This window comes from Rhizobium beringeri (assembly GCF_004306515.1).
Classification (GTDB): domain Bacteria; phylum Pseudomonadota; class Alphaproteobacteria; order Rhizobiales; family Rhizobiaceae; genus Rhizobium; species Rhizobium beringeri.
In genome coordinates this window covers 442493-459193 of record NZ_SILG01000003.1, presented here as the reverse complement: position 1 = coordinate 459193, position 16701 = coordinate 442493, and the positions used below count along the sequence as shown (strand labels likewise).

15 protein-coding genes are annotated in these 16701 nt (G+C 60.9%); 10 read left to right on the top strand and 5 right to left on the bottom strand.

Features of this window, described 5'->3' with window-relative positions; genetic code table 11:
* From ELH03_RS29665 to pepT, 9 genes are all read left to right on the top strand, one after another.
* Positions 1-1435 (top strand): BID domain-containing protein (locus ELH03_RS29665; protein WP_165447340.1); only part of this gene is annotated, 1435 nt, incomplete at its 5' end.
* 592 nt (positions 1436-2027) lie between these two features.
* Positions 2028-2750, top strand: coding sequence for a FadR/GntR family transcriptional regulator (locus tag ELH03_RS29660; RefSeq protein WP_130767143.1), 723 nt, complete (start codon positions 2028-2030; stop codon positions 2748-2750).
* Positions 2747-3919 (top strand): PLP-dependent transferase, encoded by a 1173-nt coding sequence (locus ELH03_RS29655; RefSeq protein ID WP_128404859.1) that lies wholly within the window; start codon positions 2747-2749, stop codon positions 3917-3919. The genes ELH03_RS29660 and ELH03_RS29655 overlap by 4 nt, the downstream gene beginning before the upstream one ends.
* Before the next feature lie 35 nt (positions 3920-3954).
* Positions 3955-5214, top strand: coding sequence for an ABC transporter substrate-binding protein (locus ELH03_RS29650; protein ID WP_128404858.1), 1260 nt, complete (start codon positions 3955-3957; stop codon positions 5212-5214).
* 97 nt (positions 5215-5311) lie between these two features.
* Positions 5312-6247 carry a carbohydrate ABC transporter permease gene (locus ELH03_RS29645; protein WP_011655107.1) on the top strand — a complete coding sequence of 312 codons (936 nt, stop codon included), beginning with the start codon at positions 5312-5314 and terminating at the stop codon, positions 6245-6247.
* Between the two features lie 4 nt (positions 6248-6251).
* Positions 6252-7082, top strand: coding sequence for a carbohydrate ABC transporter permease (locus tag ELH03_RS29640; protein WP_027665653.1), 831 nt, complete (start codon positions 6252-6254; stop codon positions 7080-7082).
* A gap of 4 nt (positions 7083-7086) precedes the next feature.
* Positions 7087-8145, top strand: coding sequence for an ABC transporter ATP-binding protein (locus ELH03_RS29635; RefSeq protein WP_128404856.1), 1059 nt, complete (start codon positions 7087-7089; stop codon positions 8143-8145).
* A 72-nt stretch (positions 8146-8217) separates the two neighbouring features.
* Entirely contained in the window at positions 8218-8970 is a 753-nt protein-coding gene (locus ELH03_RS29630; protein ID WP_128404855.1) for a metallophosphoesterase, read from the top strand.
* A 104-nt stretch (positions 8971-9074) separates the two neighbouring features.
* On the top strand, positions 9075-10307 hold the full coding sequence (gene pepT / locus ELH03_RS29625; protein WP_128404854.1) for a peptidase T: 1233 nt from the start codon (positions 9075-9077) through the stop codon (positions 10305-10307).
* Between the two features lie 90 nt (positions 10308-10397).
* Here the strand turns inward: pepT and ELH03_RS29620 are convergent, their stop codons facing one another.
* The 5 genes from ELH03_RS29620 to ELH03_RS29600 form a co-directional block, all read right to left on the bottom strand.
* Positions 10398-11222 carry a cell wall hydrolase gene (locus ELH03_RS29620; protein WP_128404853.1) on the bottom strand — a complete coding sequence of 275 codons (825 nt, stop codon included), beginning with the start codon at positions 11220-11222 and terminating at the stop codon, positions 10398-10400.
* Positions 11223-11485: 263 nt separating this feature from the next.
* Positions 11486-12526, bottom strand: a complete 1041-nt coding sequence (locus tag ELH03_RS29615; protein ID WP_128404852.1) for a sulfate/molybdate ABC transporter ATP-binding protein — start codon at positions 12524-12526, stop codon at positions 11486-11488.
* Positions 12527-12536: 10 nt separating this feature from the next.
* Entirely contained in the window at positions 12537-13409 is an 873-nt protein-coding gene (cysW, locus tag ELH03_RS29610; RefSeq protein WP_128404851.1) for a sulfate ABC transporter permease subunit CysW, read from the bottom strand.
* The gene (gene cysT / locus ELH03_RS29605; protein WP_128404850.1) at positions 13399-14256 is read right to left on the bottom strand and encodes a sulfate ABC transporter permease subunit CysT; all 858 of its coding nucleotides are present in this window, start codon (positions 14254-14256) and stop codon (positions 13399-13401) included. The genes cysW and cysT overlap by 11 nt, the downstream gene beginning before the upstream one ends.
* 8 nt (positions 14257-14264) lie before the next feature.
* Positions 14265-15290: a sulfate ABC transporter substrate-binding protein gene (locus ELH03_RS29600; RefSeq protein ID WP_128404849.1), complete on the bottom strand. Its 1026-nt coding sequence runs from the start codon at positions 15288-15290 to the stop codon at positions 14265-14267.
* Positions 15291-15653: 363 nt separating this feature from the next.
* Here ELH03_RS29600 and ELH03_RS29595 point away from each other — a divergent pair, with 363 nt between their 5' ends.
* Entirely contained in the window at positions 15654-16670 is a 1017-nt protein-coding gene (locus ELH03_RS29595; protein WP_128404848.1) for a porin, read from the top strand.
* Positions 16671-16701 lie beyond the last annotated feature (31 nt).

The window sequence follows — 16701 nt, the reverse complement described above, 5'->3', positions numbered from 1 at the left end:
GATCTATCGTGACCCGGATGCAGCACTTGTCGCCCTGAACGCGCTTTCATCGGATACAAGCATCGAACCGCGCAGGCTTGCAGACGATCTTGCCAATGCACCCGATCGGCTCGGCCGCCTGCGTGGTTCCGATCTGATCATCGATGGTCGTGCGGCACGCGACGAACGAAATGCCGCGATCACCGCCTTGACGGACCTACTGCCGCTGGCCCGCGCCCATGCCACCGAGTTCCGCCGGAATGGCGAACGCTTCGATCTCGGTGAGCAGCGCCGCCGCACCCATATGTCATTGCCAATCCCGGCGCTCTCCGAAAAGGCGATGGCACGTCTTACGGAGATCGAGGCAGTGCGCCGGCAAGGAGGTGACGACGCCTACAAGACCGCCTTTGCGCTTGCCACCGAAGACCGCTCGATCGTCCAGGAGGTCAAGGCGGTCAGCGAGGCGCTGAGCGCTCGCTTCGGCTGGAGCGCTTTTACCGCGAAGGCCGATGCGGTTGCCGAACGCAACATGATCGAGCGTATGCCGGAAGACTTGACGAGTATCAGCGGTGAGAAGCTGACCCGGCTGTTCGAGGCCGTGAAGCGCTTTGCCGACGAACAGCATCTTGTCGAGCGGTGGGATCGTTCGAAGATCGTCGCGGCGGCCAGTGTCGATCCGCAGAAGGAGAATGTCCCCATGCTTGCCGCTGTCACCGAGTTCAAGACCCCTGTCGACGAGGAGGCGAGATCTCGCGCTCTGGCCACACCACTGTATCGCCACCAGCGCGCCGCGCTGGCGGCGGTGGCATCAACGATCTGGCGCGATCCGGCCGGCGCCGTCGGCAAGATCGAAGAGCTGCTTCAGAAGGGTTTTGCTGGCGAGCGCATCGCAGCCGCGGTGACCAACGATCCGTCCGCCTACGGCGCATTGCGCGGTTCCGATCGCCTGATGGTCCGGATGCTGGCCGCCGGCCGGGAGCGGAAAAAGGCGGTGCAGGCCATGCCTGAAGCCGGGGCCCGCCTGCGGGCGCTCGGTTCGGCCTACGTCAATCTGCTCGATGGCGAACGCCAGGCTATTACTGAAGAACGGCGGCGCATGGCAGTCGCCATTCCCGGTCTGTCGAAGGCGGCGGAAGACGTGCTCATGCGGCTGACCGCTGAGGCGAAGAACAATGGCCGCAAGCTGAGCGCCCCTGACGCTTCTCTCGATCCCACCATTCGCCGGGAATTCGCCGCAGTCAGCACGGCGCTCGATGAGCGCTTTGGTCGCAACGCCATCATTCGCGGCGAAAAGGATCTCGTCAACCGCGTGCCACATGCGCAGCACCACGCCTTCGAGGTGATGCAGGAAAAGCTGAAAGTTCTGCAGCAGACCGTCCGCAGGGAAAGCAATGAGCAGATCATCTCGGAACGGCGTCAGCGGGCTGTCAGCCGTGGGCGTGGCATGGATCTTTGAGACCATCCGAGGAGGGGCGCCATAAGCTTAGTCGTGCTTCTCTTTGCCTGGTCAGCATCCTCTTGGCTCCTCATCGCAAAGCGGCCCCCAGCGTGTTTGAGCTGCTGACGCAAACGCATGGCCGCTGCCTGGACCATTGGGTGGTGAGATTATCTGGGGCGCGTCTGACTTCATGCTGATGGCTCTGGTTGTTGGACTTCAATTGAGCTCGCGAAAAGTCTTTGTCGGCAATTGAACGTCGATTGTGACCAGACGCCGGGCAGGTCGATGACCAAACTCGAAGGCCTGAGCCGTCGTTAGCTTCTTCGGCAGTTTGGTGCCTTTGGAGCGAATGCAGACCGCTGCGGCTCCAAACCGAGACCGTGCTTTAGCCGTTGGTATTGCGTTGCCGCCGGACTGTCTTGCAAGCGGGATTTTGGGGTTTTGAAGCGGTTAGGCCCAACCAGACGGGACATTGGCTTCAACCAACGAACTTCTGGGAAGTTTCAGAAGAAGGTCGCTGTACGCGACTTGACGTCTTTCGCTCTTTCAGAAATGCTAAGATGTCAGACCAATTCGGGGCCTGATTGCCTGAGAAGAAAAATGGGGAACCATGAAGGCAAATAGCAGTGACAGGCCGGTGATCCGGCCGCTTCCGGTGATGGATCGCGCGCGTCAGGTGACCGATGCGCTGGCGGACTATGTTGAGGAAGCACGGTTGAAGGCGGGTGACCGGCTGCCGGCCGAGCGCGAGCTGATGGTAGCCCTTGCCGTCGGCCGCTCGACCATCCGCGAGGCGATCCGACACTTCCAGGCGCTGGGCGTCATCGAAACCCGCAAGGGCAGCGGCACCTATCTGCTGAAACCGGTTTCCAGAGCGACGATCCACATGCCGCTGTCGCTCGACACGGTTCATCTGCGCGACGTGCTGCTGCAGACGCTGGAGGTTCGCCGCGGCATTGAATGCGAGGCCGGGATGGTCGCGGCCCGGCGGCGCACGAACACGGATCTCGTCGTCATCGAGGAAAAGCTGAACGAGATGGAGCGGGTGCATATCGAGAAAGGCACCTCCGGGCCGGAGGATCTGGCCTTTCACCTCGCTGTCTACGACGCCACCCACAATCCGCTGTTTCGCCAGCTTCTCGAGCAGATGCGCGAGACCTTCGAGCGCTTCTGGGAGCATCCCTTCGACCGGCAGGATTTCGCGCGCCGGTCCTTTCCCTTTCACCGCACCCTGTTCAACGCAGTCGCTGCCGGGGATCCCGAGGCGGCGCGTGCCGAAACATTGAAAATCCTCGACATCGTCGAGGAAGACATCAAGGAAATGTCCAAATGAGTAACGGCGCAGAACCGTTCGATCTTGCTTCCCTCATCACGGCTCACGACGAAGGCAACTTCGCAGACGCGGTCGTGCCGCCGATTTTCCAGACTTCGCTTTTCACCTTTTCCGATTACGACGACATGATCGCCTCTTATCGCGGCGAGAAGGTGCGGCCGATTTATACGCGCGGCCTGAACCCGACGGTGCGTGCCTTCGAGGAAATGCTCGCCAAGCTCGAAGGTGCCGAGGATGCGTTGGGTTTTGCCAGCGGCATGGCGGCGATCTCGTCGGCGGTCTTAAGCTTCGTCGAGCCGGGCGACCGCATCGTTGCCGTCAAGCATGTCTATCCTGATGCCTTCCGCCTGTTCGGCACCATCCTGAAACGGATGAAGATCGAGGTGACCTATGTCGACGGGCGCGACGAGGAAGCGGTCGCCAGGGCGCTGCCCGGCGCCAAGCTGTTCTACATGGAAAGCCCGACGAGCTGGGTGATGGAAGCGCATGATGTCGGCGCGCTCGCAGCACTCGCCAGACAAAACGGCGTCGTCTCGATGATCGACAACAGCTGGGCAAGCCCGTTCTTCCAACGGCCACTGACGCTCGGCGTCGACCTCGTCATCCATTCGGCCTCGAAATATCTCGGTGGCCATAGCGATGTGGTGGCGGGCGTCATAGCCGGCTCGAAGGCGATGATTGCGCGCGTCAAGGCCGAAGCCTATCCTTATCTCGGCGGCAAGCTTTCGCCGTTCGACGCCTGGCTGCTGATCCGCGGGTTGCGCACGCTGCCGCTGCGTATGAAAGCCCATGAGGCATCGGCGCTTGAAGTCGCCAGGCGCCTGCAGAAGCTCGACGTGGTGGAGACGGTCTGCCATCCGGGGCTCGCCAACCGTCTGCCCGCCGGGCTCAACGGCACCTCGGGCCTGTTTTCCTTCATATTCCGCGACGGCGTCGATATCCGCGCCTTCGCCGATCACCTCACGCTCTTCAAACTGGGTGTAAGCTGGGGTGGACATGAAAGCCTGATCGTACCGGGCGAGGTGGTGCTCCAGCAGAAGGCACAGCCGAATTCCGCACATGCCTTCGGCATCCATGCGCGATCCGTACGTCTCCATGTCGGCCTCGAAGGAACCGAGGCTCTGTGGAGAGACATCGAGGAGGCGCTCGCCGCCGCCTCACAATCCTGAAACCCGAGAGAGACCTAATAAGGGGGAACTGAGCCATGAAAAAACTAATAATCTCGACGCTCTTTGCTTCGATGATGGCGGGTACGGCCTTTGCCGATACCACGCTCAAGCTTGTCGAAGTGATCACCAGCCCGGAGCGCACCGAAACGCTGAAATCCATCGTCGGCAAATTCGAAGCCGCCAATCCCGGCACCAAGGTCGACATCATCTCGCTGCCCTGGAACGAAGCGTTCCAGAAGTTCGCGACCATGGTATCGGCCGGCGACGTGCCCGATGTGATGGAAATGCCCGATACCTGGCTATCGCTCTATGCCAATAACGGCATGCTGGAGAGCCTGGAGCCCTACCTTGAAAAGTGGGAGCACACCAAGGAGCTGACGCCGCGCGCGCTCGAACTCGGCCGCGACGTCAAGAACACCGCCTATATGCTGCCCTACGGCTTCTATCTCAGGGCGATGTTCTACAACAAGAAACTGCTGTCGGAAGCCGGCGTCGCCGCGCCGCCGAAGACGATGGAAGAATTCACCGCCGCTTCGGAAAAGGTTTCCAAACTGTCCGGCAAATACGGCTACTGCATGCGCGGCGGAGCGGGCGGCCTCAACGGCTGGATGATCTTTGCCGCCTCGATGGCCGGCTCGAACAAGTACTTCAACGACGACGGCACCTCGACGATGAACAGCCCCGGTTGGGCCAAGGGCATCGAATGGATGGTCGATCTCTACAAGAAGGGCTATGCGCCGAAGGACAGCGTCAACTGGGGCTTCAACGAAGTCGTCGCCGGCTTCTATTCCGGCACCTGCGCTTTCCTCGACCAGGATCCGGATGCGTTGATCGCCATCGCCGAACGCATGAAGAAGGAGGATTTCGGCGTCATGCCGCTGCCGAAGGGTCCCGACGGCAAGTCCTTCCCGACGATCGGCTATGGCGGCTGGTCGATGTTCACGACCAGCGGCAACAAGGATCTCTCCTGGAAGCTCATCGCCACCCTCGAAGGGCCGGAAGGCAATATCGAGTGGAACAAGCGCATCGGCGCCCTGCCGGCCTATACGGCGGCCGAGAAGGATCCCTTCTACGCCGGTGACCAGTTCAAGGGCTGGTTCGAGGAACTGGCGGACCCGAATACGGTACCAACAGTCATGCCGACCTACCTCGAGGAATTCGCCTTCTTCAAGGATTCGCTGGCGATCAAGACCTCGCAGCAGGCATTGCTCGGCGATATCTCGGCGAAGGATCTGGCCGACCAATGGGCGGAATACCTCACCAAGGCGCAGCAGAAGTTCCTCGCCAAGAAATAAGCAACGGACTGACGGCGGCGGCCTTTCGACGGGGCCGCCGTCGCTACTTTGATGACACAGACGGCGCATGAACGCCGCGAACGGGACCTTTTGGCTGATGACCATTTCCGCCGATACGCTCGACATGCGTCGCGACCGCAGGCCATGGCTGCGTCGCGTTGCCGATGCTTCGGAGCCCTATCTCTACAGCGCACCGTCGCTGATCCTGATCATTGCGGTGATGCTGGTGCCGCTGACGGTCGGCATTTCCTACGCCTTCCGCGATATCCAGCTGCTCAATCCGTTTTCCGGCGGCTTCATCGGGCTCGATCACTTCCGCGAGCTTGCCGGCGATGCCGCCTTCTACGGGGCGCTGCGGAATACGCTCTGGTGGACGGGCGCTTCCGTCGTCCTGCAGTTCGTTTTCGGGCTGATCCTGGCGCTGCTGCTCGACAAACCGTTCAAGGGCAGGGCAATCGCGCAGGCGCTGGTCTTCCTGCCCTGGGCCGTGCCGTCCTTTCTCGCCGGCCTCAACTGGGCCTGGCTGTTCAATCCCGTCATCGGACCGATCCCGCACTGGCTCTTCGCCCTCGGGCTGATGCATGAGCCGGGCAATATCCTCTCCGATCCCAATTATGCGATGTGGGGACCGATCGTCGCCAATGTCTGGTGGGGGATTCCGTTCTTCGCCATTACCCTGCTTGCCGCCTTGCAGGCGATCCCGCGCGATCTCTATGAGGCAGCATCGATCGACGGCGCCGGCTGGTTCCAGCGCTTCCGCTCGATCACCCTGCCGTTTCTGGCGCCAACGATCGCCATCACCGTGCTGCTGCGCACCGTGTGGATTTCCAATTTCGCGGATCTCATCGTCGTCATGACCAATGGCGGGCCGGCGGACCGGACGCAGATCGTCGCCAGCTACATTTTCACGACAGCTTTCAGGCGACTCGATTTCGGTTATGCCTCGGCGATCGCGCTGGTGCTGCTCGTGCTGCTGCTTGCCTATTCGATGCTGATCATCCTGCTCCGGCAGACGCTGCTGAACAAGGATTGAGATCATGAGACGATCCGTCATTCCCACCATAGCACACCGCCTGGCGATCCTCTGCTACATCGCCTTCGCGCTCTTTCCGCTGTTCTGGCTGCTCAAGGTGTCGGTGACGCCGAACGACCTGCTCTATAGCGAAGGCGTGCGCATGTGGCCGTCGCGCACGACTTGGGATCATTATGCTTTCGTGCTGCGGCACAGCGCCTTTCCGACCTTTTTCAAGAACAGCCTGATCGTCTCTGCCTCGACGGCAGTGACGGTAACGATCTGCGCCTCGCTATCTGGCTACGCACTGTCGCGCTTCAATTTCCGGGCAAAATACTGGATCGTCGCCCTGATGCTGCTGACCCAGATGTTCCCGCTGGTCATGCTGGTGGCGCCGATCTTCAAGATCTTGTCGCCGCTGCATCTGACCAACAGCCTGACCGGGCTCGTCATCGTCTACACCGCCTTCAACGTGCCTTTCGCCACCTTCCTGATGCAGTCCTTCTTCGACGGCATTCCGAGGGATCTCGAAGAGGCGGCGAAGATCGACGGGGCGACGCAGTTCACGGCGTTTCGCCAGATCATCCTGCCGCTGACCCTGCCGGGTATCGCCGCCACACTCGGCTTCGTCTTCACCGCCGCCTGGAGCGAGCTGCTCTTCGCGCTGATGCTGATCAACGGCAATGACGCGGCGACCTTCCCGGTCGGCCTTCTCACCTTCGTTTCGAAATTCTCGGTTGATTTCGGACAGATGATGGCGGCGGGCGTCATGGCGCTCATTCCGGCCGGCCTCTTCTTCCTGCTTATCCAGCGCTATCTCGTCCAGGGCCTGACGGCCGGCGCGGTCAAGGGTTAAACAAATGGCATCGATCGATATCCAGAATATCCGCAAAGCCTATGGCCATGTGCAGGTGCTGCACGGCGTCGACCTCGAAATCCGGGACGGCGAATTCGTCGTGCTCGTCGGCCCGTCCGGCTGCGGCAAGTCCACGCTGCTGCGCATGATCGCCGGCCTGGAGGAAGTCACATCAGGCGAGATCCGCATCGCTGGCGTAAGGGTCAACGAGCTGCATCCCAAGGATCGCGACATCGCCATGGTGTTCCAGTCCTATGCGCTTTACCCGCATATGAACGTTGCCGGCAATATGAGCTACAGCCTCAGGCTGCGGAAGGTGGCGAAGGAGAAAATCACCAGTGCGGTGGCTGCAGCCGCCGCCAAACTCGGCCTCGATCCGCTGCTCGAACGCAGGCCGAAGGCGCTTTCCGGAGGCCAGCGCCAGCGCGTCGCCATGGGCCGCGCCATCGTGCGCCAGCCGAAGGCCTTCCTGTTCGACGAACCACTGTCCAACCTCGATGCGCGCCTGCGCGAACAGATGCGCGCCGAAATCAAGAAACTGCATGGCGACCTGAAGGCGACCTCGATCTACGTGACCCACGACCAGATCGAGGCAATGACGCTGGCGGACCGGATTGTCGCCATGCATGGCGGGGTGGTCCAGCAGGTCGGCAGTCCCCTGGAACTCTACGACCGCCCCGCCAATCTCTTTGTCGCCGGCTTCATCGGCTCGCCGGGGATGAATTTCCTCGAGGCCAGCTATGATGCCGGCGGCGTGAAGCTGAAGGACGGCACGATCGTGCCGCTTGCAAAGCCTTTGCCGCTTGTCGACGGCGCAAAGGTGACGCTCGGCATCCGTCCGGAGCATGTGCTGATGAGTGACGGCGGGGCGGGGCTTGCCGCGGATGTGGAACTCGTCGAACCGACAGGCTTCGGCATCATCCTGCACCTTGCCCTGCACGGGCTGCCATTCAAGATCTTCACGCTGAATCGCGACGCGCTGAAGGCAGGTCCGAAGGTCAATGTCGCCTTCCCGGCCCAGTATCTGCATGTGTTCGACGGCGACGGAAAACGCGTCGACTGAATGGTCGAAGGCCGGTAGCCTGACGCTATCGGTTTCGGCATATTGTCTCCAGCAGAGGCGAGGAGGCAGAATATGCTCGTTGCGCAGATATCCGATATCCATGCAGGGCCAGACCTTTCGTCGCTGCGGACGCTGGAGCGGGCGATAGCGTGGCTGAAGACGTTCCGCCCGGATGTGCTTGTTGTCACCGGAGATCTGGTGGACGACGGATGGCGGCACGGCTATCGCCTGGTCGCCGAAAGCCTGCGGTCGCTGGACTGCCCTGTCCACCTGTTGCCGGGCAATGGTGACGATGTGCAATTGATGCGTTCCGAACTTGCCGCCGTCGGCCCATGGATCAATGCGACGGGACCGATGCATTTCCGGACAGCCGTCGACGATCTGACCCTCTTCGGTGTCGATGTGACCGTCGCCGGTCAGAGCTACGGCGACGTCCTGCCGCATCTGCTATGGCTGATGAGCGTGCTTGCGGATGTGACGACGCCCTCCCTTCTCTTCATGCATCAGCCGCCATTTGGGATTGGCATCGAGGTGCTGGACCAGGTCGGATGCAGGAACGGCAGTGCGCTTCTCAGCACCCTGGAGACGATGCACAGGCTGCCGCTGGCGATTCTCTGCGGCCATGTCCACCGACCTGCATTCGGTCGGTTGGGATCGATCCCTGTCCAGACCTGCGGCTCCCTCTGCCCGCCCAATCCGCTTCTGCTGGAAGGCCGTGCGGATCTTTCGGTGATCGACGCTCCTTCCTTCCTCATGCATGAGGTCAGCGACGGCAGGCTGGTTTCACATGTGGTCTCGGTTCCGGTATCCGACAGGGGCCCATGAAATGGATTGAACGGTCATTCCTCACGTGCTGCGAGCGGAAAAATCTTTTGCCGCGTCACCCAGGAGGGCTATATCGTCCGTATAATCTTGCTGGATTGGATGCCATGACCGACACTGTTCTCGACCGCTTTCTCCGTTATGTCGTTATCGACACGCAGTCCGACCCTGCCTCGTCGACGCAGCCGACCACCGGCAAGCAGAAGGATCTCGGCCGGGTTCTGGTCGATGAATTGCTGAAGATCGGTCTTGCCGACGCGCATCTCGATGAACACGGCTATGTCTACGCGACCATTCCGGCCAATAGTGACAAGACGGTGCCGGTCATCTGTTTCTGCTCGCACATGGATACGGCGCCCGATTTCAGCGGCACTAATGTCAAGCCGCAGATCGTCAGGAATTATGCCGGCGGCGATATCAAGCTTGCCGGCGATGCGGGCCGGGTGATCCGCGTCAGCGATCATCCCGAGCTGAAGAACCAGATCGGCAACGACATCGTCACGACCGATGGAACGACATTGCTCGGCGCCGACGACAAGGCGGGACTGGCTGAGATCATGACCGCGGCCCGGCTGCTCGTCGACAATCCCGATATCAGGCACGGGACGATCAAGATCCTGTTCACGCCCGACGAGGAAGTCGGGCGCGGCGTCAACAAGGTCGACCTGAAGAAACTCGGTGCCGACTTCGCCTATACGATGGACGGCGAGACATCAGGCCATATCGAGGACGAGACCTTCTCGGCCGACGGCGTCGAGATCAGCATATCAGGCGTGGCAATCCATCCCGGCTTTGCCAAGGATCGCATGGAAAACGCCATCAAGATCGCCGGCGCCATCATCGACCGGCTGCCGAGGGATATTGCCCCCGAGACCACGGAAGGCCGGCAGGGTTTCATCCATCCCACAGGCGTGACCGGCTCGATGGAGAAGGCGTCGCTGAGCTTCATCATCCGTGACTTCACCGACAAGGGGCTCAAGGAAAAGGAAACGCTGCTCGAAGCCATCGTCAAGGACGTGATATCAGCCTATCCCGGCTCGACCTATCATTTCCAAGTGAAGGAACAGTATCGCAACATGAAGGTGGTGCTCGATCGTCACCCGGAGATCGTCGAGAACGCTATCGAGGCAGTGCGCCGGGCCGGCGTGACGCCGGTGCGCGGCAGCATTCGCGGCGGCACGGATGGCTCGCGCCTTTCCTTCATGGGACTGCCGTGCCCGAACATCTTCGCCGGCGGCCATGCCTTCCACTCGCCGCTCGAATGGGTGAGCCGCCAGGACATGGAAAAGGCGGTCAAAACGATCGTGGAGCTTGCGAAGGTCTGGGAAGAGCGCGCCTAAAGCAATTCCAGCAAAACCGCTTCGCACTTTTGCGTCCGAAATTGCGCGGAAACAAAAACACGCCTCCACCTTATAAACCCGAACGGCGGTTTAACCGCCGTTCGCCGGAAGGCTTTCACCCAGCATCACGCTGTCATAGGCGGGGCGGGGAATAGGGATCGCGATGGGCATTCCCGGCTCGGGCTCCACCGATGTTTCCGGCGAGGTTACCGGCGCAACTATCCGCATCTGCCCGGTGCTCGCCGTCGCCATGGGGTCCGGAGCCGGCAGAGGAACGGGAACCGCCGAGGGGATCAATGCCTCGAATTGCGGCGGCAGCATGCTTTCGCCGGGCACATAGTTCATCGCCACCTCGTAAGAGGGCAGCGGCGGCGGCGTTTCAAGCGTGCCGTTGGCGTCGCGCTTCTCGTAGAAGGCGTTGCCGCCGGCGACCGTCACATAGTGCATGTTGTCGTAAGGGAATTTCAGCCCATCGGTGTGGAAGAACATCGCGTCCTTCACCGCGGGATGGCGTGCGCCCTTAATAAGGATCGCATCGGCCGCGGTAGCAAGCTCAGTTTCCGCCTGCGGCTTGACTTCGCGCGTCATCACGCCGGGCGCGAACTGCCTTTTCTGGGCCACCACGCCGCAGATGGACGGGGGATAGGCGCCGGAGGTGAGCCTGTTCATGACGACGGTCCCGACAGCCATGTAGCCATCCTCGTCCGAATGCTGCGATTCGAAATACATCGCGCGCTGCAGGCACTCGCGGTCTTTGGCCGTATAATTGAACGTAACTTTCGCCGCTTGGCCCTGCTTCGTCTTGGTGTTCGCCGCCGTTGCCGCCGGTTTCGATGTCGTCGTGCAGCTTGCCGCTGCCAGTCCTACGAACAAAATCCCGATCAGGGATTTTCCAAAGGAAATCTCCGCCCTCAACGCCAGGTGCCTCCTATGGGATTAGTCCAGCCCTTAATGATTAAGCGAAAACGTTTTACTCGTCATATGACTGAAATACAAACAACCTTAGATAACAAAAACCTTAAGAGACTCTCGCCAAATACGATTCCGGCGATGAGCCATTGCATAATTCCTGAGATCGGAATCGATTCCAGCATAAAATTATGAAGAAATTCAATGTGTTGCAGAGTAGCGCGTTTGAAAAGACGCGCGACCCCATGGGCGGCGGGCCCCAATCTCCATCAGCTGCGGAACAGTTTCCAGCGGGTCGGCTTGAAGGCTACCCGGTTGCGGTCAAGCCTGTCGGCCTCGCTCGGCGGCAATTCGATCTCTATATGCGGGCGATCATTGCCGATATCCAATTCGATATGGCGGGTGCCTGCCACGCGGCGGCTGGAGACCGGCTGGCCGGCGATACAGTTTTCAGCTGATTCGCAGAGCCTGACGTCGTGCGGGCGGAAATAGAGCTGCGCCGTGCCGTCCGGCTCGCCTTCGGCATTGAGGCCGAGCGAGCGGCCTTCGAATCGGATGTCGCCGTCGGCAACCTCGACCTGCAGGCAGTTCGACTGGCCGATGAAGCCGAAGACGAAGGGAGAATTCGGATTGTCGTAGACCTGGTCCGGCGTGCCGACCTGTTCGATCGCGCCCTGGCTCATGACCACGACGCGGTCGGCAAGCTCCAGCGCCTCATCCTGGTCGTGGGTGACGAAGACGGTGGTATGTCCGGTTCGATCGTGGATATCGCGCAGCCATTTGCGCAGGTCCTTGCGCACCTGGGCGTCGAGTGCGCCGAAGGGTTCGTCGAGCAGCAGCACGTTCGGCTCGACGGCCATGGCACGGGCGAGCGCCACACGCTGGCGCTGGCCGCCTGAAAGCTGGGCGGGGTAGCGTTTTTCGAGACCGGAAAGCTGGACGAGGTCGAGCAGTTCGAGCGCCCGCCTGCGGATATCAGCCTTGGGCGGCCGCCGCGCACTGTTTCTGACCTTGAGGCCGAAGGAGACGTTTTCGAGCACCGTCATATAGCGGAAGAGGGCATAGTGCTGGAAGACGAAGCCGATATTGCGTTGCTGCACTGATTTCTTCGAGGCATCCTCGTCGCCGAAGAAGATCAGCCCCTCCGTCGGGCTTTCGAGGCCGGCGATCAGGCGCAGCAATGTCGTCTTGCCGGAGCCCGAGGGGCCCAGCAGTGCGATCAGCTCGCCGGAGCGAATGTCGAGCGAGACATCGTGCAGCGCCGGAAAACGATCGAATTCCTTGCGAATGTTTTGAACGCGTACTTCCATTCCAAATCCTTCAGTGCCGCCGGCTGGCGGCGATTTCCGCGCTATAGCGCATTTCCAGCAGCGTCTTCAAAACAAGAGTCACGAGCGCGAGCAAGGCCAAAAGTGTGGCGACGGCAAAAGCGCCGGTGAAATTATACTCGTTATAGAGAATTTCCACCTGCAGCGGCATGGTGTTCGTCTGGCCGCGGATGTGGCCTGACACCACCGAGACGGCGCCGAATTCGCCCATGGCGCGGGCGTTGCAGAGCAACACGCCGTAGAGCAGGCCCCATTTGATATTCGGCAGCGTCACATGCCAGAAGGTCTGCCAGCCGCTGGCGCCGAGCGAAAGGGCTGCCTCCTCGTCGGCGGTTCCCTGTTCCTGCATCAGCGGGATCAGCTCGCGGGCGACGAAGGGGAAGGTGACGAACATGGTGGCGAGGATCAATCCTGGCACGGCGAACAGGATCTTGATGTCGTGAGCGCTGAACCATTGGCCGAGCCAGGTATTGGCGCCGAACAGCAGAACGAAGACCAGGCCCGATATGACGGGTGAGACCGAGAAGGGCAGGTCGATCAGCGTCGTCAGGAAGGCCTTGCCCTTGAACTCGAACTTGGCGATCGCCCAGGCGGCGGCGACCCCGAAGACGAGGTTGAGAGGCACGCTGACGCCGGCAACGATCAGCGTCAGGCGGATCGCCGAGAAGGTCTCGGCGTCTGCGAGCGCCTCCAGAAAGGGGCCGGCTCCCTTGCGGAAGGCTTCCACGAAGACGGCTGCGAGTGGCAAAAGCAGGATCAGCAACAGGAAGACGAGCGAGAGGATGATCAGGGTGAAGCGCGCGATCCTGTTTTCGGTGGTCACCGACCGCAGCTTCGCCGGTTGAGCGGTCGCATCAAGCGCCATAGCCGTACCTCCGCCTGCTCCAGCTCTGGATGAGATTGATGACGAGCAGCAGGGCGAACGAGAGGACCAGCATGATCGCCGCAATTCCGGTCGCTGCCGCGTAATTATATTCTTCGAGTTTGATGATGATCAGCAGCGGCGCGATCTCCGATTTGAACGGGAGGTTGCCGGCGATGAAGATGACCGAGCCGTATTCGCCGACGCCGCGGGCAAAGGCGAGCGCGAAGCCGGTGAGCACGGCGGGCGCCAGCCCCGGCAGCAGCACGCGGAAAATCGTCTGGAAACGGTTGGCGCCGAGCGTTGCCGCGGCCTCCTCCACTTCCTTGTCGATCTCCTCCATGACGGGCTGCACGGTGCGCACCACGAAGGGCAGACCAACGAAGATCAGCGCCACGACAATACCGGCAGGCGTGAAGGCGATCTTGATGCCGAGCGGCGTCAGGAACTGGCCGATCCAGCCGTTCGGCGCATAAAGCGTCGCCAGTGCGATGCCGGCAACGGCCGTCGGCAGCGCGAAGGGCAGGTCGACCATGGCATCGATGATGCGCTTGCCGGGGAAACGGTAACGTACCAGTACCCAGGCGAGGACGATGCCAAACACGGCATTGACGATTGCGGCGATGAAGGCGCTGCCGAAGCTGATGCGCAGTGCGTTCAGCGTGCGCTGATCGAACGCGATCGACCAGAATTTCTCCCAGCCGAGCGCGCTCGACCGGACGGCAAGGCCCGAGAGCGGGATGAGGATCAGAAGGGTGAGCCAGGTCAAGGTAAGGCCGAGCGCCATTCCGAAACCCGGAATGACGCTCGGCCGTTTGAACCGCCACCGCGTGGGGCTATGTGCTTTCATGAAGTCTATTATTGGGCCGGCTTGTAGATTTGGTCAAATACGCCGCCGTCGCCGAAGAATTTAGGCTGTGCGCTCTTCCAGCCGCCGAAGTCGTCGATGGTCGCCAGCGTCAGCTTCGGGAAGCGGGCGATGTCAGCCGGATCGGCAGCTTCCGGCTTGATCGGCCGATAATAGTGCTTGGCGGCGATCTTCTGGCCTTCGTCCGAATAGAGGTAGTTGAGATAGGCTTCGGCGACCTTGCGCGTGCCCTTTTTGTCGACATTGCCGTCGACGATGGCGACTGGCGGGTCGGCACGGATGGAGAAAGCCGGGGTCACGATCTCGAACTGGTCGGGACCGAGCTCTTCGAGCGAAAGATAGGCTTCGTTTTCCCAGGCGAGCAGCACGTCGCCGAGGCCGCGCTGGACGAAGGTGGTCGTGGCGCCGCGAGCGCCGGTGTCGAGAACCGGGACGTGCTGCAGCAGTTTCGCAACGTAATCCTGCGCCTTGGCTTCGTCGCCGCCATTCGCCTGCTTGGCCCAGGCCCAGGCGGCAAGGAAGTTCCAGCGGGCGCCGCCCGAGGTCTTCGGGTTCGGGGTGATGACCTGCACGTCGTCCTTGACCAGGTCGCCCCAATCCTTGATGCCCTTCGGGTTGCCCTTGCGGACGAGGAAGACGATCGTCGACGTATAGGGCGTCGAATTGTTGGGGAATTTGGTCTTCCAGTCGGCTGGGATCTTGCCGGTCGCCTTGGCGATGGCGTCGATATCGCCTTCGAGGGCAAGCGTCACGACGTCGGCGTCGAGACCGTCGATGACGGAGCGGGCCTGGGCGCCGGAACCGCCATGCGAAGCCTGGATCGTCACGGTTTCACCGCTGTCCTTTTGCCACTTGGCGGCAAAGGCGGCATTGAAATCCTTATACAATTCGCGGGTCGGATCGTAGGAAACGTTAAGAAGCGTCTGATCTGCGAATGCGGGAGCAATGCTTCCGATCGCGAAGCTGCCTGCCATGACCGCCGCCGCGAGGAGCCGGGTGAGCCGTTGTGTCTGCATGGGGAACCCTCCTGTTTTCTGTCTTAACTCTATCAACTCGGTCGTATAATGAAACAAAGGTTCTTCCGGTTCCGGCATGGCTGTTAGAATGCCATTCCATTTAAGGGACAATTTGGAAATGGACGTGCCGAAGTTGGCCGCGGCCAATTGGTCGCCGGGCGCTCCCTCCCGCGGGGCCGTGTTTTTTTGGCCACAGTTCCTCCACGAAAACGACATGGTGATGCAGATTTTTGCCAAGATTTTGCCGCTATGCCACTTGCGGATTCCTATATGGCCTCCGTTGCGGTCGTATTCGCCGACCGCTACGCGGGGGCAACCCTTGAAGTGCGCCTCGCATTCCAAACCTGTTAAGGGCCATTCAAAATGAATATCAGAACTATCCTTTTTGCCTCCGTCGCCGCCCTTGCCGCGGCCTCCGGAGCCCGCGCAGCCGACGCCATCGTGGCGGCGGAACCCGAGCCCGTGGAATATGTTCGCGTTTGCGACGCCTACGGTACCGGCTATTTTTATATTCCGGGGACGGAAACATGCCTTTCGATCGGCGGTTACATTCGTACCGAAGTGCGCTTCGGTGACCATATTTCCGGCGACTCCGACGTAGACTTCTGGACTCGCGGTCAGGTCACCTTCCAGGCCAAGAACGACACCGAGTACGGCACGCTCACCGGCGTCATCACGCTGCGTTACAATGTCGACAATGCCACTGACCAGGAAGCATTGCTCGATGAAGGCTATATCGACATTGCCGGTTTCCGCGTCGGTAAGCTGTACAGCTGGTGGGATGACGACATGAGCGGCGAGACCGATACGCTCGCCAGCAACGAGACGACCCACAACTCGATCCGTTATCAGTACGAGAATGGCGCTTTCGCGGCCGGCATCTCGGTCGACGAACTGGAAGAAGACTACGCCACCAAGCCGGGCGACGGCCCGAACAACTTCGGTGTCGCAGGCCAGGTCTCCTACAAGGCCGGCGCCATCAGCGCTTACCTGCTTGCCGGTTATGACACCGACACCAGCGAAGTCGCTGTCCGCGGTATCGTCTATGCTGACATCGGCCCGGGCACGCTCGGCATTGCCGGCGTATGGGCAAGCGGCGCCAACTACTACTACGAAGAGTCCGAATGGACGATCGCAGCTGAGTATGCCTTGAAGATCAACGACAAGTGGAAGGTCACTCCCGGCTTCCAGTACTTCGAAAACATCGCTCTCGAGGCTGACGGCAACGGCTTCACCGGCGGCAGTGCCTATACCACCGGTGTCACCATCGACTACCAGATCGTCGACGATCTGCGTACGAAGCTCAGCGTGCAATATCACGATGAGGACGAAGGCGACGACGAAGTGTTCGGCTTCCTGCGCTTCCAGCGCGACTTTTAAGATCGTCTCATTGCAGACGAGTGGGCGCGAC